Below are 25,297 nucleotides of genomic sequence, written 5' to 3' on the forward strand. Positions count from 1 at the left end.
TGCGCGGGTCAGGCGTCGAAGTCGAGGGTGATCTCGGGGGTGCGCGGCCGGGCCCGGCAGACGAGGGTGCAGCCGGCGACGCGGTCCCGCTCGTCCAGGGCGTATTGGCGGTCCGCCGTCACCTGCCCGGACAGGACCTTCGCGCGGCAGCAGCCGCACAGGCCCTCGCGGCAGGCGTACGGCACGTCGGTGTGGGTGCGCAGCAGCGCGTCGAGGAGGACAGGGTCGTGCGGCAGGGCGGTGGCGGTACGGCGGCGTCCGTCGAGCAGGGCGGTGACCCGCACCTTCCCCTCCTCCGCTGCCGGTCCGGCCGGCTCCGGCGCCCGCTGTGCCGTACCGCCGGACGTGAACAGCTCCCGGCGGACGAGAGACGGATCGGTTCCCCGGTCGGCCAGGACCCGCCGTGCTGTGTCGAGGAGGCCGGGCGGTCCGCACAGGGCGAACGCGGTGTCCGGGCCGGGACGGGCGTCCACGGCCGCCAGCAGGCGGTGCAGCCCGGCCGCGTCGAGCCGCCCCGCGAGCGGGCCGCCCCCGCTCCCCGTGTCCTCGCGGGTCAGCACGTACAGGACGGTGAAGCGGTCGACGAACTCGTCCTTCAGCTCGGCCAGTTCATCGGCCAGCAGGGCGTCGGCGGAGGTGCGGGCCGAGTGGACGAGGGTGACGCGGCAGGCCGGATCCCGGCGCAGCGCGTGGGCGGCCATCGGAGCCAAGGGGGTGATGCCGGTGCCGCCCGCGAGGAGGACGTGGTGGGCACCTGGCAGTTCCGGCAGAGCGAAGGTGCCGGTGGGCGGGGAGAGTTCGAGGTGGTCGCCGGGTGCGAGCCGGGTGGTGGCGTAGTCGCCGAAGCCGGCGGGACCGGACCGCTTGATCACCAGGCGGAGCGTCCCGGGTGCGTGCGGTGGCGGGCAGATCGAGTAGCTGCGGCGCAGTTCGGCGTCGGCGCGGCGGTGCCGGACGGTGACGTGCTGGCCGGGGCGGTGGGTGAAGACGTCGCGCAGCGCGGCGGGCACGTCCAGGGTGACGGCCACTGTGTCGGCGGTCAGGTGACGGACCTCGGCGACGTCGAGCGGGTGCCAGCCGGCGCGGCGGGGCGGGCCGGTCGGCGCCTCGTCCAGGAAGGCGGGCGGGATGACGGTGGTGTTCACGGTGCGTCTCACAGTGCGGTCAGGTGGGGGAAGGGCTCGCGGCACGCCGTGCACCACAGCACCGACTGGCAGCGGGCGGGTCCGAAGAGGCTGTGCGGCCGGGTGGCCCGTGAGCCGCAGTGCGGGCAGGGCACGGCGACCGGTTCGACGGGGACCGGGCCGGCGGGGACCGGGCCGGCGGGGGCCGGGGACACGGGCGGGGCGATGCCGTGCGTGGCGAGCCTGCGCCGTCCCTCGGGGATGATGCGGTCCGTCGTCCAGGGTGGTGTCAGGACCTTCCGGACGCGGCCGTCGGGGTGGCCGCAGGCGACCAGGACTCCCGTACCGCGGCGGTGATCTCGGGCAGCGCGGGGCAGCCCAGGTAGGTGGGCGTGATCTCCACCTCCAGCACGCCGTCGGCGTCCGGGGCGACGGAGCCCACCACGCCGAGATCGCCCAGACCGATCACCGGCAGCTCCGGGTCCGGGACCACCTCCACCCGCTCGCGCACCTCCTCGGCGGAGCGACGGGCTGCGGCCGGTGCGGACCCGCTCACCAGGTGCCTCCGGGGAACTGTCGCCGCACCGACTGCAGTTCGGCGATCAGCGGACCGAACTCCTCGGTGTGCAGGCCCGAACGGCCGCCCCTGGCCGACCAGGTGGGGGTGGGCACGCGGAGTCCCGCCCCGGTGACGACGTCGGTGACCCGGTGGAGCCACGTCTCGCGCAGGGGGGCCGGGGAGGGCACGGTGCCGGACGCGGCCAGGCGGCGCAGCACTTCGTCCTCCTCGAAGAGCTCACCGGTGTACGGCCACACCCGTTCCAGGGCGTGTCGCATGCGGCGGGCGCTCTCCTCGGTTCCGCGTCCCAGTGTCACCGTCCAGCGGTCCGCGTGCAGCCGGTAGAAGGCGACCTCCTTGCAGGCGCGCGCCCCGAACGCGGCGAGTTCGGTGTCGGCGCAGTGGGCGAGCACCTCGTAGTACAGGACGGCGTAGTGGCTGTAGGCGAGTTGGCGGGCCACGGTCGTCGCGAAGTCACCGTTGGGGAGTTCGGTCAGCAGGGCGTTGGTGAACCGGCGTTCCGGGCGGGTGTAGGCGAGGTCGTCCTCGGGCACCGCCCCGGGGCCCGGCCCCGTACCGGCTCCCTGGGCACTCGCATCACTCCTTCGACTCGGATCCGCCCGCGTCCGGCCGGGAGCGGGCCGGGCGGAGCGGATGGCTTCGTTGCGGTAAGAGGACGGGCCCGCGCCCCGGCTATCCCCGCCGCGCGGGGTTCGGGCACGTGACAAAGCTCACGGGCCGGCCCGGGGAGTGGGACCGGGCCTCACCCGCCTCTTCAGCGGGTGACAGTCGTACACCGCGGCGGCCGGCACGCCGAGGCGAAAGGGGAAACCATGAGCACCATCAGGGAGTTGCTGGTCGAACTCACCGGCACGGCCGAGTACGCCGACCAGGTCGGCGACGACGTCGACCTGGCCGCCAGCGGCATCGACTCCGGGGACCTGGTGCGCCTCGTCCTCCTGGTCGAGCAGCGGCTCGGCGTGGAGATCACCGCCGAGGACATGGAGGGGCTGCACACGATCGGCGACTACGAGCGCTTCGTGGCCGAGCGGGCGGTCGCCGGCGCGAGCGGCGGTGCGTGATGTGGCTGACGCAACTGCTGGAGCGCAACCGCCAGTGCCGGCCCGGCCGGACCGCGCTGGTGTACGAGGAACGCAGCGTCACCTGGGCCGAGTTCCATGACCGCACCATTGAACGGGCACTGGGACTAGCGGAGTTGGGCATAGGGCGGGGTGACCGGGTGGCCGTGCTCGCCAAGGACCGGATCGAGGTCCTGGAGAGCTACTCCGCGCTGGCCCGGCTCGGCGCGCTGTTCGTGCCGCTGAACCACAGCCTGGCCGGGCCCGAGATCGCCGGGATCGTCGAGCGTCCGCTTCGGCCAAGGGCGCCGAAGAACGGCTCCGCACGGCGCCTCGAGCTCTCCGGTCGCCCGACCGGGGCGACCGGAGAGCTCGGGGGACGTTCCGGGTGGAGCGGTCGCTGGAGGAGGGGCGCCGCCCCGGCGTCCGGTCAGGGGGTGGCGAGGAGCTCCAGCGTGTCGATCACACGGTTCGAGAAGCCCCACTCGTTGTCGTACCACGCGACCACCTTGACGTGGCGGCCTTCGACGCGGGTGAGGGCCGAGTCGAAGATCGACGAGGCGGGATTGCCCGTGATGTCGGACGACACGAGCGGGTCCTGCGAGTACTCGAGGACGCCGGCGAGCGGCCCCTGCGCCGCGGCGCGGTATGCCGCCAGCACCTCGTCGCGCGTCACGTCCCGGGCGACGGTCGTGTTGAGTTCGACGATCGAGCCCACCGGCACCGGTACGCGGATCGAGTCGCCCGAGAGCTTGCCGTCGAGGTTCGGCAGCACCAGGCCGATCGCCTTGGCGGCGCCGGTCGTGGTCGGCACGATGTTGACGCCGGCCGCCCGGGCGCGACGGGCGTCGCGGTGCGGGCCGTCCTGCAGGTTCTGCTCCTGCGTGTAGGCGTGCACCGTCGTCATGAACCCGTGCTCGATGCCGGCGAGTTCGTCGAGGACCGCGGCCAGCGGCGCGAGCGCGTTGGTGGTGCAGGAGGCGTTCGAGACGATCGTGTGCGCGGCCGGATCGTAGGCGTCGGTGTTGACCCCGAACGCGAGCGTGACGTCGGCGCCGGCCGACGGCGCACTGACGAGCACCTTCTTCGCGCCCGCGTCGAGGTGGGCGCGGGCCGCCTCGGCCGAGGTGAAGCGGCCGGTGGCCTCCAGGACGATGTCGACCCCGAGTTCGGCCCACGGCAGCTGCGCCGGTTCGCGCTCGGCCAGCACCGTGATCCGGCGGCCGTCGACGACGAGGGCGTCCCCGTCGGCGGTCACCGGACGCCCGAGCCGGCCGGCCGTGCTGTCGTAGGCAAGCAGCCGGGCGAGCGTGGCGGGCTCCGTCAGGTCGTTGACGGCGACGACCTCGAGGACGCTGTCGCGTTCGAGCAGGGCGCGCAGCACATTGCGTCCGATGCGGCCGAATCCGTTGATGGCGATGCGAGTCATGAGTGGTGTCCCTTCCCTTCACCACCAGACTCGCCCGCGGCTCGCGCCGCTGACAGTGGCGTGATCGCCATCGTTCAAAAGGATCGTGCCACAGTGCTATTCGCGGCGGGTGAAGGTGCGCCGGTACTCGCTCGGTGTGGTGCCGAGGAGACGCTGGAAGTGCAGACGCAGGTTCGCGCCGGTGCCGAGCCCGACGTCGGCGGCGATCTGCTCGACGCTGCGCTGCGACCGTTCGAGCAGTTCGCGGGCCAGGTCGATGCGGGCGCGCATCACCCACTGCATCGGCGTGTAACCGGTCTCCTCGACGAAGCGTCGGGAGAACGTACGCGGCGAGACCCCGGCCTGCCGTGCCAGCGTGTCGAGAGTGAGGGGCTCGCCGAGCCGGTGCAGCGCCCATTCGCGAGTGGCGCCGAAGCGCTCGCCGAGCGGCTCGGGGACGGTGCGCGGCACGTACTGGGCCTGGCCGCCGCTGCGGTAGGGGGCCGCGACCAGGCGGCGGGCCGCGTGGTTGGACGCGGCCACCCCGAGGTCGCCGCGCAGGATGTGCAGGCACAGGTCGATGCCGGAGGCGGCGCCGGCCGAGGTGAGCACGCTGCCCTCGTCGACGAACAGCACGTTCTCGTCGACCCGGACGAGCGGATGCCTGGCCGCGAGCGCCCGCGTGTAGTGCCAGTGCGTCGTGGCGCGCCTGCCGTCGAGCAGGCCTGTGGCGGCGAGCGCGAAAGCGCCCGTCGAGATGGCGGCGAGTCGCGCGCCCCGGGCGTGGGCGGTGATCAGTGCGTCGGCGACGGCCCTCGGCGGGTCCTCGCGGTCCGGGAACCGGTAGCCGGGAACGAAGACGATGTCGGCCCACACGAGTGCGTCGAGGCCGTGGGCGACGTGGTACGCGAGGCCGTCGCCGCCGGTCACGGGACCGGGTGCCGCCCCGCACACCCGCACCTCGTACGGCATGCTCGCGCGGGTCGTGAAGACCTGTGCGGGAATTCCGACGTCGAGCGGCTTCGCACCTTCGAGCACGAGGACGGCGACGCGGTGCAGACGGGGGGCCGGCATGGGAGAGAGGCTACGTGGGGCGTGACGTCGATCGCGCCGGTGCCTCGTCGAGCGTGCCCGGCCGACGGTCCGCCTCCCCCTCGGGGCGTGGTCCGCCGCACGGCTGCCGCGCTTCGGCCCGGGACTGTCCGGGGTGCGGCCGCTACAGGTCGAACTCCAGATGCTCGATGTCGGTGAAACGGACCTCCTCCAGCTGGCCGGCGCGACGGCCGCTGTCCTGGAAGTACACCTCCTTGATGGCTTCGGCCGCGATCTCCTTGAGCCGCTGGTCGTCGGCGCCGGCCTGCTGGGCGTCGAAGAGGCGTGCGGCGTACTGCGGGGGCAGGGCGACGGTCAGGTGCCGGATGCGGTCCTGGTCCGTCGATCCGATCGGCGCGGTGTAGCCGAGGCGGGCGCGGGTGTCGATGACGATGCCGCCGGTGGTGGCCGCCTTCTGCCGGGCCCTGGCCCTGATCTGCGGCTGCCACCGTTTCTTCACCTCACGATCCAGTCGCGCGGCGAGGTCCGGTCTGGGTTTCCTGATCTGGTCCTTCACGTACCGTTCGACGGTGCGCTGGGAGATCCGCAGCATCTGCGCCACGGCTCCGGTGCCCTTGAGCTGTCTGACCAGGTACCGCATCTGGGCGGGTGCGCTCTTGGGCGCCGGGCGGGTGAACGCCTTGTGCACCGCGGCGTCCAGGCCGTCCCCGAACAGGTTCATCGTCGCCTTCTCCTACTCTCCGTTGTCGATGCCGGTGACGGTGCCGTCCTTGATGTACCGGGCGAGGTTGAGCTCCGGCGCGTCGAACCGCTCGCGGACCTCCTCGCCCCACAGGACGGTCTGGGTGCCCTCGTGCTTGACCAGGCCCGGGTTGACGCCGAGCTTGAAGCCGCCGGGCAGCGGTCTGCCGTCGCGGTAGGGCAGGAAGTCCAGCGGGCCGGTGCCGTCGGTGGCGTAGACGACGCAGTCGGAGAGGACCGCGACCGGGTACTGGCCGGTGAACGCCGCATGCTTGACGATCTTACGGTGCAGGTTGATCCGGGTGCGGGAGATGACGGCCGCGCGGATGTCCGGCCGCCAGGTCGGGCGGGACAGCGCCCGCCACGGCTGCCCGGGCCGCCAGCCCTCGCCGCGCGGACGCTCGCGCAGCTTGCCCAGGCCGCCCTTGACGGTCGCCTTGATCGCCGAGGCGACGATCGCCAGCTGCGGGTCGCGTTCCTTGTGACCGTCCATCGCCGTCAGGAAGTCCGCCGGAGCCATGTCCGCGTGTACGCCGAGGTCGGCCATCGTGGCCAGGTAGGCGTCCCGCAACCGCTGGTACCAGCCGTCCAGGTAGCGGCCGTTGTCGTAACGGACGTACGCCTCGATCGGGCGGACGTCGTAACCGAGTTCGACCGCGTAGGCGACGGTGGGGGTGGCGTACCAGGCCGGGCCCTCCGGGCGCTCGCCCTTCGGCGTGAACGGACTGGGCAGCAGACTCCCGTCCAGCTCCGTCCACTTGTCCTTGCCGGTCCTCACCCGGGACAGGTCGACGTGGGACAGGTCGACCAGCCAGGAGCCGGGCAGCTTCGGGTCGAATGCCGGAGCCCTGACGTGAGTCGGTGCGCCGAGGCCGACGACCAGGCCGTTGGCGCCGGCGGCGAAGGCCATGTTGACGTCGATGCCGACCAGGTGGCGGCACATGCATTCGGCGTCGGTCATCGGCCGCGCCCAGTCGTACGCCTCCTCGAACAGCTTCTCCGCCGGACCGCGGACGTGGAACCGCGGCAGGTCCACCAGAAGGGGGTGCCCGTCGGGGGCCTCGCACGGGGCGCAGTCCACCGGGTCCTTGCCCAGGCCGCCGGGGTTGTGCTCGGAGTGCCGCTTGCCCGTCGCGTCCGGCTCGGAGGCGCGGGTCGGCGGGTGCAGGGCGGTCATCAGCTCCAGGCCGGTGACGGCGGTGGAGCCGCGCGGCGTCATCACCCGGGACGCGTACACGCCCAGCACGCGGGCGAGTTCCGCCGGCGGGAGCTGCCCGGCCCCGCCCCAGTGACGGGGATCCAGCGCGTGCCAGGACGGGATGCACAGCTGCACGCAGGACCGCTCCGAACCGGTGGCGGGGCGGTAGATCCTCGCCCACGGCCCGAAGCCGCGCTTGGTCAGCTTCCAGTCGGCGCGGGCCAGCTGCTTGACGACCTTGTGGCCCTCCGGGAGCCGCCCGGCCAGCCGCTCCTCCTCGGTGAGGGCGACGGGGAGGCCGTAGCGCTTCAGCGCGGCCTCGGTGAGCACGAGCAGCGGGTCGGCGTCCTTGCCCGGCCCGGACAGCCTCGGCTGCCCGAGCCGGGCCTCCTTCAGCGTCCACTCCACCAGGGACGGAAGAGACTTGGCGGGCACGTCCAGGACCAGGCCGCCGGTGCAGTACGCCAGCGCCCGGCCGTCCGTGTCGACGTCGACGACCGCGAGCGGCCCGTTCTCGAACCGCGGATCGGCGCCGCCCGCCGGGGTGCCGGCCGGAGCCGCCTTCCGCGCGTCCGTCCGACGCGACGCCGACGTGCCTCCGGCAGTGCTCTGCGGACCCGGTGCGGCGGCGGTGGCAGGGGACCGGGTGTTCTCGTGTGCGGTCACGGCCGTGCCCTTGGGCTCCTGCCCCGTGGAAAGGGGCCGCTCCGCCGGAGCGGGCTCACCGGTGGACATGGCCGGCACCGCGGCGGGCGCGGGATAAAGCTCCGCGAGCTTGTCCAGCAGCCGCGCGTACGCCTCGCGCTCCGGGCCGCGCGGCTCGGTCGTCTTCTTGACCGATTCCCAGCCGGACACCGTCGCCCGGCGTACCTTCAGCGCGCCGGCCACATCGTCCAGTGTCAGCCCGTGGGCCTGGCGCAGCCGCTTGCGCTCCTCCGCCGGCGGCAAGGGAGCACGGGACGCGACCAGCGCGTCGACCGCGTCGAACAACTCGGACATGGAGCACCTCCTGCCCGACACCCTATCCCCATGCCGCACAAGTGACGTGCATTCACCGTACGAAAAGCGTACGGAATGCGCAGTCCGCTCCCGTTCGGCTCCTCGGTCGACTCCACTCGGCTTGACGAGTCGCACGTCCGAGGGGCCCGCCCCCTGCGGGCTCCGGCCGTCCCGGTGCCGTACGACGCCGCCGCAGAGGGAACCGGGTGAACCGCGCCGCCATCCTCCTCCAGGAGTCCAGGGGAGGGTGAGGGCGAGTGGGGACGGAGACGGACGCCATCAGGCCGCTGCCGGGGGGCCGCTCCGGGAGCACGCCCGGCGCCCCGGGGGAGGGGCGCCTTCCAGGCCCCGCCGTGCCCCGCGGGCCCACCAGGACCTGGAACGCGGGACCGGAGACCGGCCGGCCATGTGGCGGGGATCGGCGCGGGGCGGTGGCGGCCCGGCCGCGGCGCGACCGCTCTTCGCACCGGCCGTCCGCGGTCTCGGCTCCTCCTCCCGGCACGCCCCGGGAACCTGTGGTGCTTGTCTGCCCGCACGGCTATTGACCTGCTCGGATTCGCTGTGCTTCTCTCGGCGTGCTGGGGGCCGGGGGGCACCACCGCCGACTGTGGCCGTCCGCTCCGGGGCACACCCGGGGGCGCGGGTGGCGCACAGGGGCGGATCGAGAGGGCGCGAGGTCCCTCAGGACTTTGGGGGACGCGGTGGGAACGCTGATGAAGTGGCCGCGTCACACCTGCGTGCGCCCCGACAGGGCCTGCCCCGGCGGCGGGCGGCACGAGGCCACTGTTCCCCGCACGACGGCCTCGTGGCCGTGTCCCGGCCGGTCCCCGCACGTCCGCCGAGCGAACTTCCGGGCACTACCCGGGCCGTGGACGGGACCGCCGGGACGACACCTCGCACCGGAGTCGGCGGGTGACGCGCGGGGCGACGGCGAACCCGCCGGAACCCGGGCCGCGTTCTTTCCGTCTTGCTCCGACGGACCGCCCTGTGCGCGGGGGAAGGCGGCTCCGACCGGAAAGTGACGAACGAACGCCGCCCTGACATGACCGACATCTAGCAAAGCAGCCAAGAGTGAGACACATACCACCGCAGAACTTTTCGCGAACGAACCGGAGAACCGCGTTCTCCATGGGACATCGGCCGCGGACGGCCCTCTGGACCACGGCGGGTGCCGTGACCCTCGGGTTCCTCGTCGCGCTGGAATTCGCCGCGCGTCACTACGGCCTGCCGGGGCCGCTCACCAATCAGGTACGGGAGGTCGTGTACGCCCCCAAGTCCGGCGGTCTGCTGTACGCCGCCATGGCGTTGATGACGGTGGTGCTCACCTGGCGGGAGCGGTTCGTCGCGGTGGGTACGGCGATCGGTGTCGACGTCGCCTTCCTGGTGGTCCGGTGGGCGGTCGACGCCGAGACGACCGGCGGCCACCCCTTCGGCAACGGCGCCCTCTGGGTGATCCTGGGCAGTGCGGTCGTCGCCGTCACCCGCCGCACCGGCCGGGAGCGGGTCCTGCTCCTGAAAGGGGTCGGGCTGGCCCTGCTGCTGGTGGCCGGCCGCAAGACCGGTGACACCTGGCTGCTCATCACCTCGAAGACCCGCTTGACGGTGCTCGACCAGTACGTGGCCACCGCCGACCACGCGCTGGGCGACCCGTCGTGGCTGGTGGGCCGGATCGTGACGGCCACCGGTCCCATCGGCTTCAACTTCCTCGACTTCGTCTACGGCAACCTCGCGGTGGCCGCGGTGGTCGCCGCGCTGTACCAGCTGCGCCACGTGGCGGTCGAACGCCGCTTCCCGCGCCACCACCTGGTACGCACGTTCCTGGTGATCGGCCTCGTCGGACCCGTCTTCTACATGATCTTCCCGGTGGTCGGACCGGTCTTCGCCTACGGAACGGGCGCCGAGCACTGGTCGACCGTCAGCCTGTGGGCGCCGGACATGCCGCCCAGCGAGCCCTGGGCCGTGGCCGACCTGTGGCCGCAGACCCTGCCGCCGATCAGTACCCCGCACCCCATGCCGTTCGACGGGATCACCCCCCGGAACTGCATGCCCAGCCTGCACACGGCATGGGCCACCGCGATCTTCATCCACTCCCGGAAGGGCCCCCGCGCCCTGCGGTTCGCAGGGACGTTCTGGCTGGTCGCCACGCTCGCCGCGACGCTGGGATTCGGCTACCACTACGGCGCGGACCTCATCGCCGGTGTGGTGTTCACGCTCACGATCGAGGCGGCCCTGCGCTCGTTCGACCGGGGATGGGACCGATCGGGGATCCTGCTGGTCGCCTACGGCACGACGGTCTTCACCGCGTTTCTGCTGTCCTACCGGTTCCTGCCGCTGGCGATGGCCGAGCGTCCCTGGCTGGCCGGGCCGCTGCTCGTGCTGGCGACCGCCTCGGTGATCTACGGCTACGTACGGACCACCGCGTCGTGGGAGCCGAGGACCGCACCGGCGCGGCAACCGGAACCGCAACCCGAACCGGTCTGAGGCGTACCGCACCGGCCTGCCGGCCGCACCCCGTCCCGAAGCCGCCGTACCCCGCACGGGCCGGTCCCCGGCGCGGCCGTGTCGGGCCACCGGTGCTCCGACGAGGAACGCCGGTGCGGGGCACGTGCGGTTTCCCCCGCCCCGGGCCGGGGCACCTCGCCGTCCCGGTCGCGGAAACCGTGGCGTGTGCGCGGTCCCGGGAGGGATCCGTCATCGTGCGTCGCGCAGTCGGAGAAGATACGTCGCGGTCAGCGCGACGGCACGATCCCCCTCACACGACAGCTGTACGAGGGCGCGTGACGCCGTGGTTCCCGGGATGTCCGCCAGCGCCTGGGTCAGCCGCAGGCGTGCGGGCGCTTCGGTGCCGTCGTGGGCGAGGCGGTCGACGAGCCCGGTGGCGATCCGCTCCGCCGTCGCGGGGTCGCTCGCCAGCCCGCTCAGCGCGTCGGCGGCATCGGTGTCGTTCCTCCCCTCCACGATCAGGTCGATGAGCGTGGGGACCGTATCGGCCACTCCGCGTGTCCCGAGCGCCAGGGCCGCGTGCCGTCGGACCACGGCATCGGGGTGCGTGAGGGCGTCCCGCAGCCGGGCGGCGGCCTCGTCACCGGGCATCTCGGCGAGGGACCGGACGGCACGTTCGCGCACTGCGGCCACCGGTGAGTCCAGGCCTTCCGCCAGCAGTGCCGTGCCCTCGTCACCGGATCGCGCCAGCGCCCATCGAAGGGCTCCCGCGACGCTGGGATCCGCCTCGCACAGCACCGCTTCGACCAGGGCCTCCACCGGGACTTCGTCGGCCGAGGAAAGAACCGCACGCTGACGCGCGCCGGCGCTCTTCGACCCGAGTGCCTGAAGGAGTGCGACGCTCCGGAGGACCTCCTCCCAGTCGGCGGGTTCCGTCGCGTCGATCCGGCGGAGCCGTGTGAGCAACTCGTTCTCGGCCGCGATGCGTTCGCGCGTGCGGGTGATGAGGTCGTCGACGAGCGCCGAGGGCGTGAAGCCGGGTTCGTCGAGCACGCGTCCGATCTCACGCAGCGACAGTCCCAGCGACCGCAGGCTCTCGACATGGAAGATCCGCCGGATGTCCTCGCCGGAGTACTCCCGGTAGCCGGAGCCCGTACGGCCCGAAGGCCGCACCAGACCGAGCGACTCGTAATGCCTGAGCATGCGGGCACTGACCCCGGACCGTCGCGCCACCTCGCCGATCAGCACGCCCTATCGTCCCTCCTCACCGACTTCGCCGAGGGCCACGACGCGCTTCGCCTCCTCTATCGCGAACCCGGATCCGGCGTCCGGGTCGCGCAACAGCCGTTCGGTGGCGATTGCGTGCGCCCGCACGCGCCGGTCGGGGGACGTCGTCGCGGCGCACAGGGCCGGCAGAACGACATCGCCCAGCGCGACCAGCGCCCGGCTGAGACTCAGCTGCGTCTCCCGCCCACCGCGCCCGAGCTGCCTCGTCAGCATCGCGGCCAATCCGGGCTTCTCGCCTTCCGGCACGAGCACGACCGCGGCCCGCCAGGCGCTCCGCGCCACCTCGTCGTCGGCGTCGGACAGAAGCTCCCCTGTGATCGCCGGCCATGCCCGCAGGTCCCCGATCTTGGACAGCGTGTGCAGCGCCTGGCTCCGTGCCCGTGCACGCTCCGAGCGGACCTCGCGGAGCAGGACGGGGAGCGTCATGGGCACCGGATGGCGGGTGAGTGCCCAGGTCAACATGTCACGGACGAAGAACTCGGGTTCGAGCGCGCATCGTTCGACGAGCTTGTCGACGAAGCACGGCGTCGGCGTCGTACCGGCCGCCAGAGCGGCCCGCAATCGCACGGACGAACGGCCGTCCTCCAGTTCCTGGAGCACTCGTACCGCATCCGTGTCCTGTCCCGTCGTGGTCATCGCGGCCACCTCCTTGGCAAGCAGTGAAGACCTTGTCACCGTGTCAAGGTCAAACGGGTCGCTGCGCGATCACCACCCACCCGCCCCGTGCCGACAGAACACCGCCGAGCGCCGCGTCGACAAGCCCACACCAGGATGCGCGGCCCGAGCACCCGTGGCGACGGGATCGCCGCCCTCCGCCACGGCGCCCCGGGTCCCCCGGAACGCGGTCCGGGCGAGGGCCCCTGTTTCCGCGGCTCGACACCGGTGTCCACCGGATCGTCCGCGCCGTCGGCGTGATCGGGTCGGCGCGCCCTCGTCCGGCGAGCAGCGGCCCGCCGGACCACGCGCTCGTCGGCCACCGGAAGGCCGAGTCGGCTCCTCGGGATGTCCCGGCCGCGCTCGTCGCGGCCGTCGGACAGGCCGCGGCGGGGCGACCGCTCCCGCTGGACCCGGCCGTCCTCCGCTCCCGCCCGCAGGGGGACGACGGCACGGGCCGGCCCCGCGACCGCCGTCGAGCGGCTGCGCGGGGCTGGACGATGACCGTGGGGTGCAGCGGTGGGACTTCGTGGGGGCCGGCGCCTCAGGAGCGCAGGAGGCGTGCTCAGTGCATGCAGTACCGGTCGGAGGCCGACGGCATGTGCGAGGACATCGAGCGGACCCGCTGCCACATGCCCTGAGAGTGCCCGGCGTGACGCTGTTGCTCGCCGTGCAGGGCACCGAGTACCACGAGGCAGCCGGTCAGCGCCGGTACCGCCCACTGCGCATAGGCGAGACGGCGCTGGGCCTTGTCGGTGTCGATGGGGTGCTTGGCCGCCTTCTCGATGTCCTCGGGGTCGTCCGAGGAGGCCAGCTCCAACTGCTTGCCGAGGACGCGGGAGTAGGCGGTGGCGGCCAGCGCCGCACCGGTGACGACGGTCTTGGCGAGCGTGGCGGCGGCCGCGCCCTGCTGGGCGGCGACACGGGGGGCGTCCGCGGCCAGCATGCCACCGCTGCCGAACAGGTGGACACCGATGGCCGCGGCGTTGACCGGCGTCCACTTCGCCCAGCCGGACGAGGAGATCCGGGCGGTGTCCCTCTGCGTTCCTCCCTGGGACTCGGCCGCGCCGTTGAGGCCGACGGCGCCCATCAGTGAACCACCGAACCACGCTGCCAGCCCCAGGTCATGCAGGCTCCGCATGAGGGTGTTGCGTTCGGACATCGGGGACTCCTTCGCACGGAGGTGAACGGGTGGAGCGGCCGAGCATCGGCCGTTTCCACCCTCCCCCGCGGAAGAACCGGACGCCATCGCACGTGGTACGAACGGGGCGCTCCCGGCGGGCGGGCCGATCGGTCCAGTGGCTGCCGTCGGACTGCTGCGCCATGCGGTCGGGGCGGCTCTCCGGGAGAACGCCGGCGTGCCGGTTCCGGGCCGGCTCGTCATGGAACCTGTGGGCCGGGAAGGGCCTCACCGTCACCAAGACCCGCGTGCTCCAGCAGGAGCCCGAGGTCGCCCTCCTTCACCCGGGTGACCCCTTGCGGGTGCCTGTTGGACAGGGCGTGCAGCGGAACGGGGTCATGGTGCAGCCGACGGGTCGCCGCCGGGTCCAGCGTCGCCGTGAAGCGCCACGGCTGGCGCGGGTTGCCGGACACCTCGTACGGCTCGCCCTCGATGTCGGCCACCGCGGCGATCTCCCGCAGCGGCGCGGCGAAGTAGATCCACAGGCGGTCGCCGGGGGCCGTGCGACGCCACCTGGACAGGCACCACTCCCGGCGAGGCGCGGTCTCGGCGAGTTCCAGCATGCGGTCCTTGTTCGAGGAGCCGCCGTCCGAGGCGGTGTCCGCGGGTTTCACGATGAACAGCCAGTCCACGGATGCTCCTCCGTTCTCACGTGTCCGTACCGTGCCGTGCTCGGCAGAGTTCTCCTGTGTGCTGCCCCGTACGGGAGCCACCATGCCCGGCCGCGCGCACTCCCCCGCCGGGTCCGGGGCGGCGGTGGCCGGTCGCCGGTCGCCGGTCCACGTAAGCTGACCGCGTCCCGTGGCGAAGGGGCGCGGAGGAGGGCGGATCATGGAGGTCGCGTCGATCGGCGTACGGCTCGTCGCCGAGACCTCCGAGGACGCGGGCGAGGGGTTCGTGTACTCCTGGCTGGTGCCCGACGACGGACGGTGCGGCTGGATGCTGTTCACCCCGGCGGAACGGCTCTTCCGGGAGTGCGACGGGACGGGAGCCGTCCCGGAGGACGGTATGGAGGTCTGCTTCGCGCTCCCCGAGGACGAGTCGGCGCGCAGGCACGCCCGATGGGAGGGCAGCCCGCAGTGGCGGGTGATGGTGACGGCGGCCTACGGCGTCTGGAAGAAGTTCCAGGAGCAGGGGGAGCCGCCGCAGCAGGCCCACCGCGTCTTTTACTGAAACCTGCCCGGCACATCGGTGCGGAGGGTGCTCGCCCTCCCGTGGACGGCCGTCGCCTGGGCGCTCCTCACCTCGGAGGTCCGCAGGCGTCCGCGATGTCCTGCAGAGCCTTGTCCAGGGCGTCGTGACGACGGTCCTGCCGAGCCGCGGAGTGGGCCGGTGGCGCGGCACCGCCGACACGGTTGAAACAGGCCTCGGAGGCCTTGCCGGCATCGCCGAACACCTTGTTCGACGCCGGAGCCCTTTCCCACGCCTGGCGTCTGGCAGGCACCCGCCGCGTTGACGAGACCGGTCCCGGACGCCGCGCTGTCCGGGCCGGTCCACAGCAGCGAGCCGACGCCGATGCCCGCGGCAGTGTCGGCGGCGGCCACCGTCGACGGCACGGTCCACCGGGAAGAGGCGCGACCTCCGGTGGAAGGAGCCGGCGGGGCGGAGGGAGAGGCGGTACGGGGGCGGAGGCCGTCATCGGAACGGCTCCTTCGACACGGGCCACGGCCCCGACGGCCGGGGGCGGGGGCCGGTCGTCGGGGCCGGGAGCCGGGGGCAAGTGAACCGCTTCCGTCACCGGCCATGCCGCTGAAGCCGGATGCTCGCCACCGACGTCCCGGCCCGCTCCTGCGCCCCGACGGTGGCCGCCGGTCTCAACACCCCCCCCGCCCGGCCGGGAGACCCCGGCCGGGCGTCCGCACGACCTGCGTGCGGCCGGCTCATGCCGTGTGGATCTCCAGGGCGGCGCGCACGGCGGACTCCACGGCCCCCTCGATCCACGCCGGTTTGACGGACGTGTGGTCCCCGGCGAAGTGCAACGGCCCTTCGCGCACGGGGATGGCGGGCAGCAACTCCGTGTGCTGCCCGGGCAGGAGCACGGACGCCTCCCCGTAGGCGTAGGGGTCGCGCAGCCAGCTCTGCGTGCGGCCCGCGCCGGTGTAGAAGACCTCGATGCGCCGGCCGTAGACCTGCTGGAGGCCGCACAAGGCGTGCGGGTACCGTGCCTCGTCGTCCAGGGAGTCCCAGCGCAGCGCGTCGTCCGCCCAGCTGTAGGACGCCAGGACCACACCCCCCGCGCTGCCGGCGACCGGATGGGAGGGGTGGAACATGAACCGGTTGGCGTTGTCCGACACCGATCCGCCCCCCACGACGTCGACCGCCTCCGGCTGGTCGCGCACCAGCGCGCGGTGGGCGGCGTAATGGGTGCGCTGGCCCGCTGAGATGTGCCCGGCGGGCACCGAGGGATGGGCGCCGAGCAGGCTGCCGTCCGCGGCGGCGCGGCCGGTGCGGTAGGCGTCGTACAGGCCCGGCTCGACGGCGTTCAGCTCGCGCTTCCAGTCGGCCTCGCCAAACTCCCACCAGCGGCGGCTGAACTCCAGCAGCACCTTGGTCGCGCTGTCGTAGTGCAGCTCGCAGACGGCGCGGCGCTTGCCGTACGACATGGGAGGCTCGATCTGCACGTGGCGCAGCCCGGAGAACGGCACCGTCACCACGGCGACGTCCGCGGTGAACTGCTCGCGTACGACGGGTCCGTCCCGGCCCTCGGACACGGTGTCCACCCACACCCGCGGGCCCTTGCCCCGGACGTGCTCGGTGTCCGGCGACGGGCGGTCGGGGTGGTGGTACTCGATGCGCGTGACACGGCGGTCGAACCGCACCTCCTTGCGCACGCGTTCCAGCAGGGCGTCCGGCAGCACGGCCGTGCCGCCCTCCAGCTCGTAGAAGGGCGTGTCGGGGCTGATGAGCGAGGAGCCGATGAAGCTGTGGATGAAGGACAGGGGGAGGCGGGAGGTGAGGTTCTCCAAGGTGCCGATCAGGTCGATGGTCCGCTCGTCGAAGCCGGCGTGCTCGGCCAGAAAACGGAACATCGACCAGTCGCCGAACCGCTGCACCACACGGGCCCAGCCCTGCAACTGCTCGGGGAGCGGCTTGCCGACCCGTTTGCCGTCGCGGTCGACGCGACTGAACTCGTCGCGCACCGGGTCCAGCGCGGAACGCAGGATGGCGGCGGCGGGGGTGTCCCAGTGGGCCCGGGGAACGCCGAAGGACCGGTTCACGCGCCGGGGCGCGCGGGCATAGTCGGCGCGCCGCACGCGGATGCCGTTGACGTGGATCCAGGTGCGGTGGGCGGGGCGTCCCTCGGTGTCGACGTCGACGTAGTGGAAACGCCGCTTCTTCAGGTCGAACCGGTCGATCAGCTCCATCACCAGGGGATGGCTGCCGGGGATGCGCATCGCGCCCGCCTCGGCGTACTGGCGGGGGTCGGCGAAGGGCTGTCCGGCGCCTTCGTGGCCGCCGGTGCGGAAGGTCTTGATGCGTCCGCCCGCGCGGTTTCCGTTGGCCTCCAGCACCGTCACCCGGTGACCGGCCTTCTTCAGCAGCCAGGCGGCCACCAGCCCGGCCGGGCCGGCGCCGATGACCAGGACGTCCCTGGGTCGGGTCCGTCGGTGGGCCGGCAGTCCCTCCCGGAGGACGCGCTGGTAACGCGGGACGAGAGGGCGGTCGTCGGAGTCCAGGACGAGCAGTGCGCGGGCGACGGCGAGGCACCGGTCGAAGTCGGGGCCGCGGCTTCCGCCCGGGGCCGCCGGCGCGGGCAGGGCCGAGGCGACACCGCCGGTCAGGGCCGTCGCCACCGCGGCCGTGCCGGCCGCCGCCGTGAAGCTCCTCCGGGAGAAGCCGCCGTCCGAGCGCACCACTGCGTGATCTTCAGTCATGGCGGTCTTTGTACTGGCGGCTGTGACCGGGTGTCCGCCTTTCGCTCCACGGTTGACCCGAAGGAGCGAAAACGGCGACGGACCCTGACGTCGCGGCGGGTCCGCCGGCGCGGGCGGGTCCGCCGGCGCGGGCGGCGCGGGGAACCCGAAGGAATGAATGCCGGGCGACTCCGCGATGCCGTCGTGGTCGTTCCCGCACACTGCCAGATGCGTATCCACATCCGTGCTCTCCGGCGGGCCCGTGCGGCGCATCGCGTACGCCGCGGTGCCCCGGACCCACCAGGAGCACGGGGCGACCGAGGGGGGAAGGGTGGCGCAGCCGCGCGCTCGGTTCGGCGACAGGGCCCGTTACTGGTTCGACAGCACGCTGACCCGCGGTGCCTCCGCCCTCGTCGGCTGGATGGCTCTGCTGTGCCTGGCCGTCGTCGTCCCGGCCAGTGCGGTGCTCGTGTGGACCGACCCCGAGGCGCCGGCGTCCCTGACGGGCCGGTTCGCGCAGGTGTGGCGCCTGACCGGGGAGACACTGCGACTGGGCGGTTCGACGGGTACGCCGCTGCGCGTGACGATGTCCCTGTTGCTCGCGCTGGTCGCCCTGCTGTACGTCTCGACCCTCGTCGGCCTGATCACGACGGCGCTGACGGAGCGGCTCACCGCGTTGCGCCGGGGGCGCTCCACGGTGCTCGAGCAAGGGCACGCCGTGGTCCTCGGGTGGTCGGAGCAGGTCTTCACGGTGGTGGGCGAGTTGGTGGCCGCCAACGCCAACCAGCGGCGGGCGGCGGTGGCCGTGCTGGCCGACCGGGACAAGACCGCCATGGAGGAGGCCCTGAGCACGAAGGTGGGTCCCGTCGGCCGTACGCGGCTGATCTGCCGCAGCGGCCCCACCACCGACCCGGCCGTGCTCGGCCTGACCAGCCCGCAGACGGCCGATGTCGTCCTGGTGATGCCCCATGACGAGCCCGACGCCGACGCCGAGGTGGTCAAGACACTACTGGCGCTCAGGGCGGCCCTGCCCGGGAAGGTCGCCCTTCCGCCCGTCGTCGCCGCCGTCCGGGACGACCGCTACCGGCTGGCCGCCCGTCTCGCCGCCGGAGCGGGCGGCGTCGTCCTGGAGAGCGACACCGTCACCGCCCGGCTGATCGTCCAGGCCGCGCGGCGCCCCGGGCTCTCCCTCGTCCACCAGGAACTCCTCGACTTCGCCGGCGACGAGTTCTACCTGGTCCCCGAGCCGGCCCTGGCCGGCCGGCCGTTCGGCGACGCGCTGCTGTCCTACCCGACGTCGAGCGTCGTCGGGGTGGTGCGCTCGGGCGCCCCCTTGCTCAACCCTCCGGGGCGGACCCCTCTGGCCGCGGACGACCTGCTCATCGTCATCTCCCGTGACGACGACACGGCCTGGCGCGGTGACTGCGTGGAGTTGGTCGAGGAGGGGGCGATGGCGTCCGGGCCGCCGACACCCGCGCGGGCGGAACGGGTCCTCCTGCTGGGCTGGAACCGCCGGGCGCCGCTCATGGTCGACCAGTTGCGCCGCCGCGCCCGGCCCGGATCCGCCGTCGACGTGGTGGCGGACGGTGACGAGGCGACGGTCCGGCAGGTGGACGAGGCCGGCGCGGACGGCGGCCTGACCCTGACACTGCACCAGGGGGACGTCACCCGCCCCGAGACCTTGCGGCGTCTGGACGTTCACTCCTACGACAGCGTGATCGTGCTCGGCCAGGACCCCGCTCCCGGACAGTCGTCGGAGGACCCGGACAACCGCACGCTCGTCACCCTTCTGCTGCTGCGCCGGCTGGAGGAGGACACCGGGCGCGAACTGCCGGTCGTCACCGAACTGATCGACGACCGCAACCGGGCGCTGGCCCCCATCGGTCCCGGAGCCGACGTGATCATCAGCGGCAAGCTCATCGGTCTGCTCATGGCGCAGATCTCCCAGAACCGTCACCTGGCGGCGGTGTTCGAGGAACTGTTCTCCGCCGACGGCACCGGGGTCCGGCTGCGGCCGGCCGCCGACTACGTACTGCCCGGGTGTGAGACGTCCTTCGCCACAGTCGTGGCCGCGGCACGTCGTCGCGGCGAATGCGCCATCGGTTACCGAAGTCACGACGACTCGTCGACGCGTCCCGGCCACGGCGTGCGGATCAATCCGCCCAAAGCCGAGCGGCGCCGGTGGACGGCCGCGGACGAGGTGGTCGTCATCGGCGAGGACTGAGGGTCCGTCCCGCCCGACTGCCTCAGGACGGGTCCCTGTGCCACGGGCGGGTCGTTCGGCGCGGCCGGTGCCGGGGCCGTTCCGACACGACGGTGTGCCCCTGGACGCGGGACCCGGCGGAGAAGGACACGGCCGCCGTGGCCCGGAGTCCCCGGACGCTCCCCAGCCCCCGACCGCCCGGGGTCCGGGGCCGCTGTCCGAGGCCGCCGGCCGGCTCCGTCCCGTGCCCCACGGGCAGGAGGAGAGCGGCGGACGGTCCCCGTTCGGAAAGACGGACGCACACCGTGAGGCCCCGTGACCACAGGGAGGAACGCACTCGCCCGTCCCGTTGTCCGGTCCCTGCGGCGTCGCCCGCCTGTCTGCGTCCGGGCCGGGTGCGGTGCGGGCCGGCCAGGTCCGTGGGGCCGGCGCCGTGGTGGCCGACCGCCGCGGGGTTCCTCGCCTGGCGCCTGACGGCCGGAACCGTCATCGGCTCCGTGATCTCCGGCACCGGTGCGGGTCGTCCGGTTCCGCCGCCCCTCCCGCACGGCCGGACCCCTCACCACCTCCTGCCCGCTCGGCGTACGCCGAGCGGGCAGGAGCTCCACCATGCCGGGCTCCGGCAATGTGGCGGCACGCCAGGTTGCCGACCTGCCCGCCTGCGACGGGTCGATGCGTCCGCGTACGGTCCACAGCGACCCGCGCGGCACCGTGCCCGGCGTTGCGGCCCGTCGCTTCCGGGCGCCCCGCGCCCGGACCCTGCCCCCCGCCACGAAATGACCCGCCATGCCGTACCAGGACCGACCTCACGTCCCCGCTCCCCCGCTTCCCGATCTCGTCAACGACGTCGTCACCCGTTTCGACGCCTACGCCCGGACCCGGGCGATGCGTGACAGCCTGTTGCCGACAGCGCGCACGACTCCGCGTCACGAACAGCAGGCCTTCGACGATCTGCAGGCCGCCGTCACCCGGCTGCGCAACAGTCTCGGCTGACCACACCCTCGACATCCACGTGCGGCGCGGGCCCGGCTTCCCACCGCTCCGCGCCGCGTCGCGGAACACCGGCACCCGGTGCTGCCCGGGCGGGGAGCGCCGTGCGCAGGGGTCCGGCGGTGCGCCCCGCCACCTTCTCACCCGGTCGGCGGGGGGTTCTCACCGCCGAGGCTCTCGACCGTACGTGTCGTGGAGTCGTAGCTGCGCGCGCCGGTGAAAGTCGCCTCCCGGGGTTCGCACAGCGCGGTGGGCAGAAGGTGATCGGGCCACCGCGCCGAGGTACGGCGCGACCGGGCCAGCGTCACATGCGGGATCCAGCGTCCCGGAGCGTGCAGCGGGTTGAGGCGCCCCGTGGCGGGGACGAGCACCTCCCACACCCGTCGGTGCAGTTCGAGGATCTCCGCGTCCGCGGCGACGCTCCAGGCGAGCACACGGGTGCGTCCGTCGAAGCGCAGCAGCCCGTCCAGCCGGAACGGCGCGGGCAGCCCGGCGTCGAGGAGCGCGGTGAGCTCCGCCCTGACCGGGGGGCGGAGGTCCTCGCATGTCGCGAGGGTCATGTGGGGCCGATTGGTCGGATGCCGGTGTCCCGCGAGACTGGGCAGTCCCGCGGCGGCCGTCATGCGCCACATCTCCCGGACGTGCATCTCGGTGGCGGTGTCGGGCAGCAGTTCCACGGTGCGCACGGCGCCAGCCTACGCGGCCGGGGCAAGGCCGCAGCCGGCCGGCGCCGGCGCACCACCCGGGCACCGCGGCCGCTCCGACCGCCGGTGCCGGACCCGGTCACGGGGTGGAGCCGCGGAGGTACTCGGTCAGGGCCTTGCCCGGCTGGAAAGCGGCGGATCCCTCATCGGTGTGGAAGCGACCGAAACTGCCGGCCACCACCGTTTCCCCGCGCTTGAGCGCCTCGGCGATCACGCCCGCCATGCCGACCGTGCCGAACAGGGCGTCGATCAGCTGCTCCGCGTCCTCCTGGCGGATGTCGTGGCCTTCCTGCGCGGCCTTGTCCACGGCGGCCCGGGCCAATTGGGACTTGTCCATGTCACACCTCTGTTCTTCCTGTCCGGCCGCGTCGGGACGGCGGACCCGGCCCTCGGGGCCGGAACGGGCACAGGTCCCGTGCATCCCCGCCCGGGTCACCGTGCGTCGTGTCGGAGCACCGCCGTCGGCACGTCGGTTCCGTTCCCATCACAGTCGCCCGCCCGCACGGCTGCCAGCGCTTGCGGCCACATGGAGCAGGCACGCCCGCCGCCCGGCATCGGCGTCCGGAGCAGGGAGGCGGTCGCGGCCGCCCGCGGCGGCGGACGGACGAGAGGGAGTGAGCGGCACGACGCGACGGCTGCGCCGGTGCCCGCGTCGGCGCTCCCGCACGGGACCGGCCGTACGACAGCACGACGGGCCGTGTCCCGGCGGGCCCGGACCGTCGTCCCCCGTGCCACCCGCGACCGAGCGCGTGTCCCATTTGCCCGATTACCCTGAATCCTGTGGACCCGTATGCGACTCCCCCGGGCAGTGGCCACGGCGACCGGACGCAGCCGGTCGCCGGAGTGCGTCCGGAGATCCTCGCCTCCTGGCAGCGCTCGCAGTCGCTCGGCATCGACCGCGAGGATGCGGCGCTGCCGGTCGAGCGGGACCTGGATCCCGACTCCCGGCTGATCAGGGCCGCCGCACCGGTGCTGGACCGCCTCTGCGAACGGTTCTCGGGCGTGCCGGTGACCGTGGCGCTGGCCGACTCACGGGCGAACATCGTGGACCGGCGGGGCGACCCGGTGGGGCTGGAGCTGATGGACGCCGCCTCCCTGGTGCCGGGCGCCAATGTCGACGAGCGGTTCATGGGGACCAGCAGCGTCAGCATGGTGCTGAGCACCAGGGCGCCGTTCATGGTCGTCGGCCACGAGCACTTCCTGCACCGTCTCAAGGAGCTGACCTGCATGGCCGCTCCGGTGCGCGACCCGGTGGGGGGCACCGTGCGGGGCGCGGTCAATCTCTCCGTCCCTCGGGCGCTGGCCGACCCCGGCATGGCGCTGATCCTGCAGGACGCCACCGACCGCATCGGGGAACGCCTGCTGGAGCTGAGCACGTCCCGCGAACTGGAGCTGATGCACTCCTTCCACCGGGCCAGGGAGCGCGGCGGGCACGCCGAGCTGGACCTCGGCTCGGGGGAGCTGTCCCGGGGCGGCGGACTGCCCCGGCTGGCCTCGCAGGAGCGGATGATCCTGCTGGAGCGCGCCGTCGAGCTGATCTCCTCGGACGGCGAGGTGTTCGTCGAGGTGCCGCTCGCGGGCAGCCGCGTGGCCGTGCTGCGCCGCCGGGAGCTGCACCACGGCGACGCGGAGGGCGCGGCGGTCGAGGTCAGCTTCAAGGACACCCGCGGCACGGGGGCACCGGGCCCGGCCATCGCGGCCGCCCCCGACGGTCGTCACGTGCCGCTCCTGGGCCGTCTCCCCGTGGCCGCGGGGGCGGACGCGCCCGGTGCGGCGGCGGAGCCGCACGCCACCGGACCGGCCGACGCATGGCTGCTGCTGGTCGGCGAGCCGGGCGTGGGGCGGCTCGCCGCCGAGGCGCGCGGGCGGCTGTCCCTGCTGAACGAGGCGGGCGCACGGCTGGGCACCACCCTGGACATGTGGCGTACCGCCGAGGAGCTGGCGGAGATCGCCGTGCCGCGCTTCGCCGACCTGGTCGTCGTCGATCTGCTGGAATGCGTCCTGGCTGGTGAGGAGCCGCCGCCCGGGCGACCGCGCCCGGACGCGGTACTGCGCCGGGTGGCGGTCTGGGCGGGCGAGGGCTCCCACGGCGTCCCGGCCGGCGGCGTGGACGAGCCGGCCGGCTACCCCGCCGGCACGCCACAGGCCCGGTGTCTGGAGACCGGGCAGCCGGTGACGGACTCGGTGCTGACCGCCGCCCTGTCCGGGTCCCCGGCCGGCCGGGCGCACCCCGTCGACCTGCTCGGCGGGGGCGTGCACTCCTACCTGGGCGCGCCGCTGTCCGCGCGGGGCTCCGTCCTGGGCCTGGCGGGCTTCTACCGCCGCGGCAGGGCGAAGCCGTACGAGCAGGACGATCTGACGCTGGCGGGCGAACTGGCGGCCCGTGCCGCGATCAGCGTGGACAACGCCCGCCGCTACCGCCGGGAGCGCCAGGCCTCCCTGACGCTGCAGCGCAGTCTGCTTCCGCACGCCCTGCCCCGGCTGAGCGCCGCCGAACTCGCCTCCCGTTACCTGCCCGCGGACACCAGGGCCGGTGTGGGCGGGGACTGGTTCGACGCGATCCCGCTGTCCGGGATGCGTGTGGCGCTGGTCGTCGGGGACGTGCCCGGAAACGGTCTGCAGGCGGCGGCGACCATGGGCCGGCTGCGCACGGCGGTGCGGACGCTGGCCGGGCTGGACCTGTTGCCCGAGGAGGTGCTGGCCCACCTGGACGACCTGGTCAGCCGCGCTCCCGACGAGTCGGCCGACGAACAGGACCCCGCGACGGGGGCGACCTGTCTGTACGCGGTGTACGACCCGGTGTCGTGCCGCTGCACGGCCGCACGGGCCGGTCATCCACCGCCCGCCGTGCTGACACCGGGCGGGCAGGCGCGGCTGGTCGACCTGCCCAGCGGTCCCCCGCTCGGGCTCGGCGGGATCCAGCCGTACGAGTCCGCCACCGTCGACCTGCCCGCGGGCAGCCTGCTGGCGATGTACACCGACGGTCTGCTCAAGGAGGGCCGCGGCTATGGGGACACCGACGCGCGCACCGGGCAGTTGCTGGCCTCGCTGAGTCGCGGCGGTCCGGCGCTGGAGGACGTCTGCGACCGGGTCGCGAGCGCCCTTCTGCCCGGCAGCCCGCACGACGACGTGGCCCTCCTCCTGGCCCGTGTGCACGCGCTGTCCGAGGACCGGGTGGCGACGTGGGAGTTTCCGTCCGACCCCTCGGTCGTGGCGCGGGCCAGGGCGGTGGCCCGCGATCAGCTCGCCGCCTGGGGCATGTCGGAGCTGGATTTCAACACCGGGCTGGTGGTCAGCGAGTTGGTCACCAACGCCGTGCGGTACGGCGGCCGGGGGCCCGTGGGTCTGCGACTGCTGCGCGACGACTCGCTGATCTGCGAGGTGTCCGACCGCAGCAACACCTCTCCGCGCATCCGGCGGGCGGCCATGACCGAGGAAGGCGGGCGCGGCCTGTTCCTGGTGGCGCAGTTCACCAGCAGCTGGGGTGCCCGCTACATGCCGCAGGGCAAGACGGTGTGGGCCGAGCAGATGCCGCAGCCGGAGCACTCCGCACCGGAGACGGACGAGCAGGCGCTGCTGGCCATGTTCGACGACCTCGGCTGACAGTGAGGATGTGACAGTGAGGATGTGACGTGGTGACGCTGCTGGTGAGTCTGACCCTTCGGCTGACTGACGTCTCGACTGTCCTGTTTGGGATCTGTCGGCCCATCGGGCGTCACCACGCACGCGGCCGGACGGGCGTTTGTGACTTCATAGGAGCTTGTCGCAAAAGCCCCGTCACTGTCTTGTCCACCCGCCCGACCGGCGCGTGCCGCCCTCGGC

18 protein-coding genes and 3 pseudogenes are annotated in these 25,297 nt (G+C 73.4%); 7 read left to right on the plus strand and 14 right to left on the minus strand.

Translation table 11 applies throughout. From position 1 onward, the window contains the following. Positions 1-8: 8 nt before the first annotated feature. From KYY02_RS25320 to paaC, 3 genes and pseudogenes are all read right to left on the minus strand, one after another. Positions 9-1,145, minus strand: coding sequence for a 2Fe-2S iron-sulfur cluster-binding protein (locus tag KYY02_RS25320; RefSeq protein WP_371241698.1), 1,137 nt, complete (start codon positions 1,143-1,145; stop codon positions 9-11). Between the two features lie 8 nt (positions 1,146-1,153). Further along, positions 1,154-1,680, minus strand: a pseudogene (gene paaD, locus KYY02_RS25325) (1,2-phenylacetyl-CoA epoxidase subunit PaaD). Next, positions 1,677-2,243, minus strand: a pseudogene (paaC, locus tag KYY02_RS25330) (1,2-phenylacetyl-CoA epoxidase subunit PaaC); the annotation flags it as partial. The pseudogenes paaC and paaD, both read right to left, overlap by 4 nt. A 273-nt stretch (positions 2,244-2,516) precedes the next feature. Between paaC and KYY02_RS25335 the strand changes: the two are divergent. Both KYY02_RS25335 and KYY02_RS25340 read left to right on the plus strand, forming a co-directional pair. Beyond that, positions 2,517-2,765, plus strand: coding sequence for an acyl carrier protein (locus KYY02_RS25335; protein WP_371241700.1), 249 nt, complete (start codon positions 2,517-2,519; stop codon positions 2,763-2,765). Continuing rightward, positions 2,765-3,052 (plus strand): annotated as a pseudogene (locus KYY02_RS25340) (AMP-binding protein); the annotation flags it as partial. The gene KYY02_RS25335 and the pseudogene KYY02_RS25340, both read left to right, overlap by 1 nt. A 140-nt stretch (positions 3,053-3,192) precedes the next feature. Here KYY02_RS25340 and gap read toward each other — a convergent pair. From gap to tap, 4 genes are all read right to left on the minus strand, one after another. Next, positions 3,193-4,191 (minus strand): type I glyceraldehyde-3-phosphate dehydrogenase, encoded by a 999-nt coding sequence (gene gap / locus KYY02_RS25345; protein WP_371241702.1) that lies wholly within the window; start codon positions 4,189-4,191, stop codon positions 3,193-3,195. Positions 4,192-4,287: 96 nt separating this feature from the next. Continuing rightward, complete coding sequence (locus tag KYY02_RS25350) at positions 4,288-5,244, minus strand: GlxA family transcriptional regulator (RefSeq protein ID WP_371241704.1); 957 nt, start codon at positions 5,242-5,244, stop codon at positions 4,288-4,290. Positions 5,245-5,386: 142 nt separating this feature from the next. Further along, positions 5,387-5,944 (minus strand): telomere-protecting terminal protein Tpg, encoded by a 558-nt coding sequence (tpg, locus tag KYY02_RS25355; RefSeq protein ID WP_371241706.1) that lies wholly within the window; start codon positions 5,942-5,944, stop codon positions 5,387-5,389. Positions 5,945-5,956: 12 nt separating this feature from the next. After that, positions 5,957-8,161, minus strand: coding sequence for a telomere-associated protein Tap (tap, locus tag KYY02_RS25360; protein WP_371241708.1), 2,205 nt, complete (start codon positions 8,159-8,161; stop codon positions 5,957-5,959). 1,128 nt (positions 8,162-9,289) lie between these two features. Between tap and KYY02_RS25365 the strand changes: the two genes are divergently transcribed. After that, entirely contained in the window at positions 9,290-10,642 is a 1,353-nt protein-coding gene (locus tag KYY02_RS25365; RefSeq protein ID WP_371241710.1) for a phosphatase PAP2 family protein, read from the plus strand. Between the two features lie 210 nt (positions 10,643-10,852). Here KYY02_RS25365 and KYY02_RS25370 read toward each other — a convergent pair whose 3' ends face one another. The 4 genes from KYY02_RS25370 to KYY02_RS25385 all read right to left on the minus strand — a co-directional run bounded on the left by KYY02_RS25370 (position 10,853) and on the right by KYY02_RS25385 (position 14,356). Next, positions 10,853-11,851, minus strand: coding sequence for a MerR family transcriptional regulator (locus KYY02_RS25370; RefSeq protein ID WP_371241712.1), 999 nt, complete (start codon positions 11,849-11,851; stop codon positions 10,853-10,855). Between the two features lie 3 nt (positions 11,852-11,854). Continuing rightward, complete coding sequence (locus tag KYY02_RS25375; RefSeq protein WP_371241714.1) at positions 11,855-12,526, minus strand: HEAT repeat domain-containing protein; 672 nt, start codon at positions 12,524-12,526, stop codon at positions 11,855-11,857. 583 nt (positions 12,527-13,109) lie between these two features. Next, positions 13,110-13,706 carry a hypothetical protein gene (locus KYY02_RS25380; RefSeq protein ID WP_371241716.1) on the minus strand — a complete coding sequence of 199 codons (597 nt, stop codon included), beginning with the start codon at positions 13,704-13,706 and terminating at the stop codon, positions 13,110-13,112. A gap of 218 nt (positions 13,707-13,924) precedes the next feature. Then, positions 13,925-14,356: a hypothetical protein gene (locus KYY02_RS25385; protein ID WP_371241718.1), complete on the minus strand. Its 432-nt coding sequence runs from the start codon at positions 14,354-14,356 to the stop codon at positions 13,925-13,927. A gap of 199 nt (positions 14,357-14,555) precedes the next feature. Here KYY02_RS25385 and KYY02_RS25390 point away from each other — a divergent pair, with 199 nt between their 5' ends. Continuing rightward, positions 14,556-14,897 carry a hypothetical protein gene (locus tag KYY02_RS25390; RefSeq protein ID WP_371241720.1) on the plus strand — a complete coding sequence of 114 codons (342 nt, stop codon included), beginning with the start codon at positions 14,556-14,558 and terminating at the stop codon, positions 14,895-14,897. Between the two features lie 707 nt (positions 14,898-15,604). On the opposite strand, the gene lgoX is transcribed toward KYY02_RS25390, so the two are convergent. Further along, positions 15,605-17,599: an L-glutamate oxidase LgoX gene (gene lgoX, locus KYY02_RS25395; RefSeq protein WP_371241722.1), complete on the minus strand. Its 1,995-nt coding sequence runs from the start codon at positions 17,597-17,599 to the stop codon at positions 15,605-15,607. Between the two features lie 310 nt (positions 17,600-17,909). Between lgoX and KYY02_RS25400 the strand changes: the two genes are divergently transcribed. Together KYY02_RS25400 and KYY02_RS25405 are read left to right on the plus strand one after the other, a co-directional pair. Continuing rightward, complete coding sequence (locus KYY02_RS25400; RefSeq protein ID WP_371241724.1) at positions 17,910-19,802, plus strand: CASTOR/POLLUX-related putative ion channel; 1,893 nt, start codon at positions 17,910-17,912, stop codon at positions 19,800-19,802. Between the two features lie 765 nt (positions 19,803-20,567). After that, complete coding sequence (locus KYY02_RS25405) at positions 20,568-20,774, plus strand: hypothetical protein (RefSeq protein ID WP_371241726.1); 207 nt, start codon at positions 20,568-20,570, stop codon at positions 20,772-20,774. A 137-nt stretch (positions 20,775-20,911) separates the two neighbouring features. On the opposite strand, the gene KYY02_RS25410 is transcribed toward KYY02_RS25405, so the two are convergent. Further along, positions 20,912-21,457: a 2'-5' RNA ligase family protein gene (locus tag KYY02_RS25410; protein ID WP_371241728.1), complete on the minus strand. Its 546-nt coding sequence runs from the start codon at positions 21,455-21,457 to the stop codon at positions 20,912-20,914. 97 nt (positions 21,458-21,554) lie between these two features. Then, positions 21,555-21,812: an HU family DNA-binding protein gene (locus tag KYY02_RS25415; RefSeq protein WP_371241730.1), complete on the minus strand. Its 258-nt coding sequence runs from the start codon at positions 21,810-21,812 to the stop codon at positions 21,555-21,557. Between the two features lie 443 nt (positions 21,813-22,255). Here KYY02_RS25415 and KYY02_RS25420 point away from each other — a divergent pair, with 443 nt between their 5' ends. Beyond that, positions 22,256-25,078, plus strand: a complete 2,823-nt coding sequence (locus KYY02_RS25420; protein WP_371241732.1) for a SpoIIE family protein phosphatase — start codon at positions 22,256-22,258, stop codon at positions 25,076-25,078. The last annotated feature ends 219 nt before the right edge of the window (positions 25,079-25,297 follow it).

Origin of the sequence: Streptomyces pimonensis (assembly GCF_041380215.1) — a bacterium.
GTDB classification, from domain to species: domain Bacteria; phylum Actinomycetota; class Actinomycetes; order Streptomycetales; family Streptomycetaceae; genus Streptomyces; species Streptomyces pimonensis.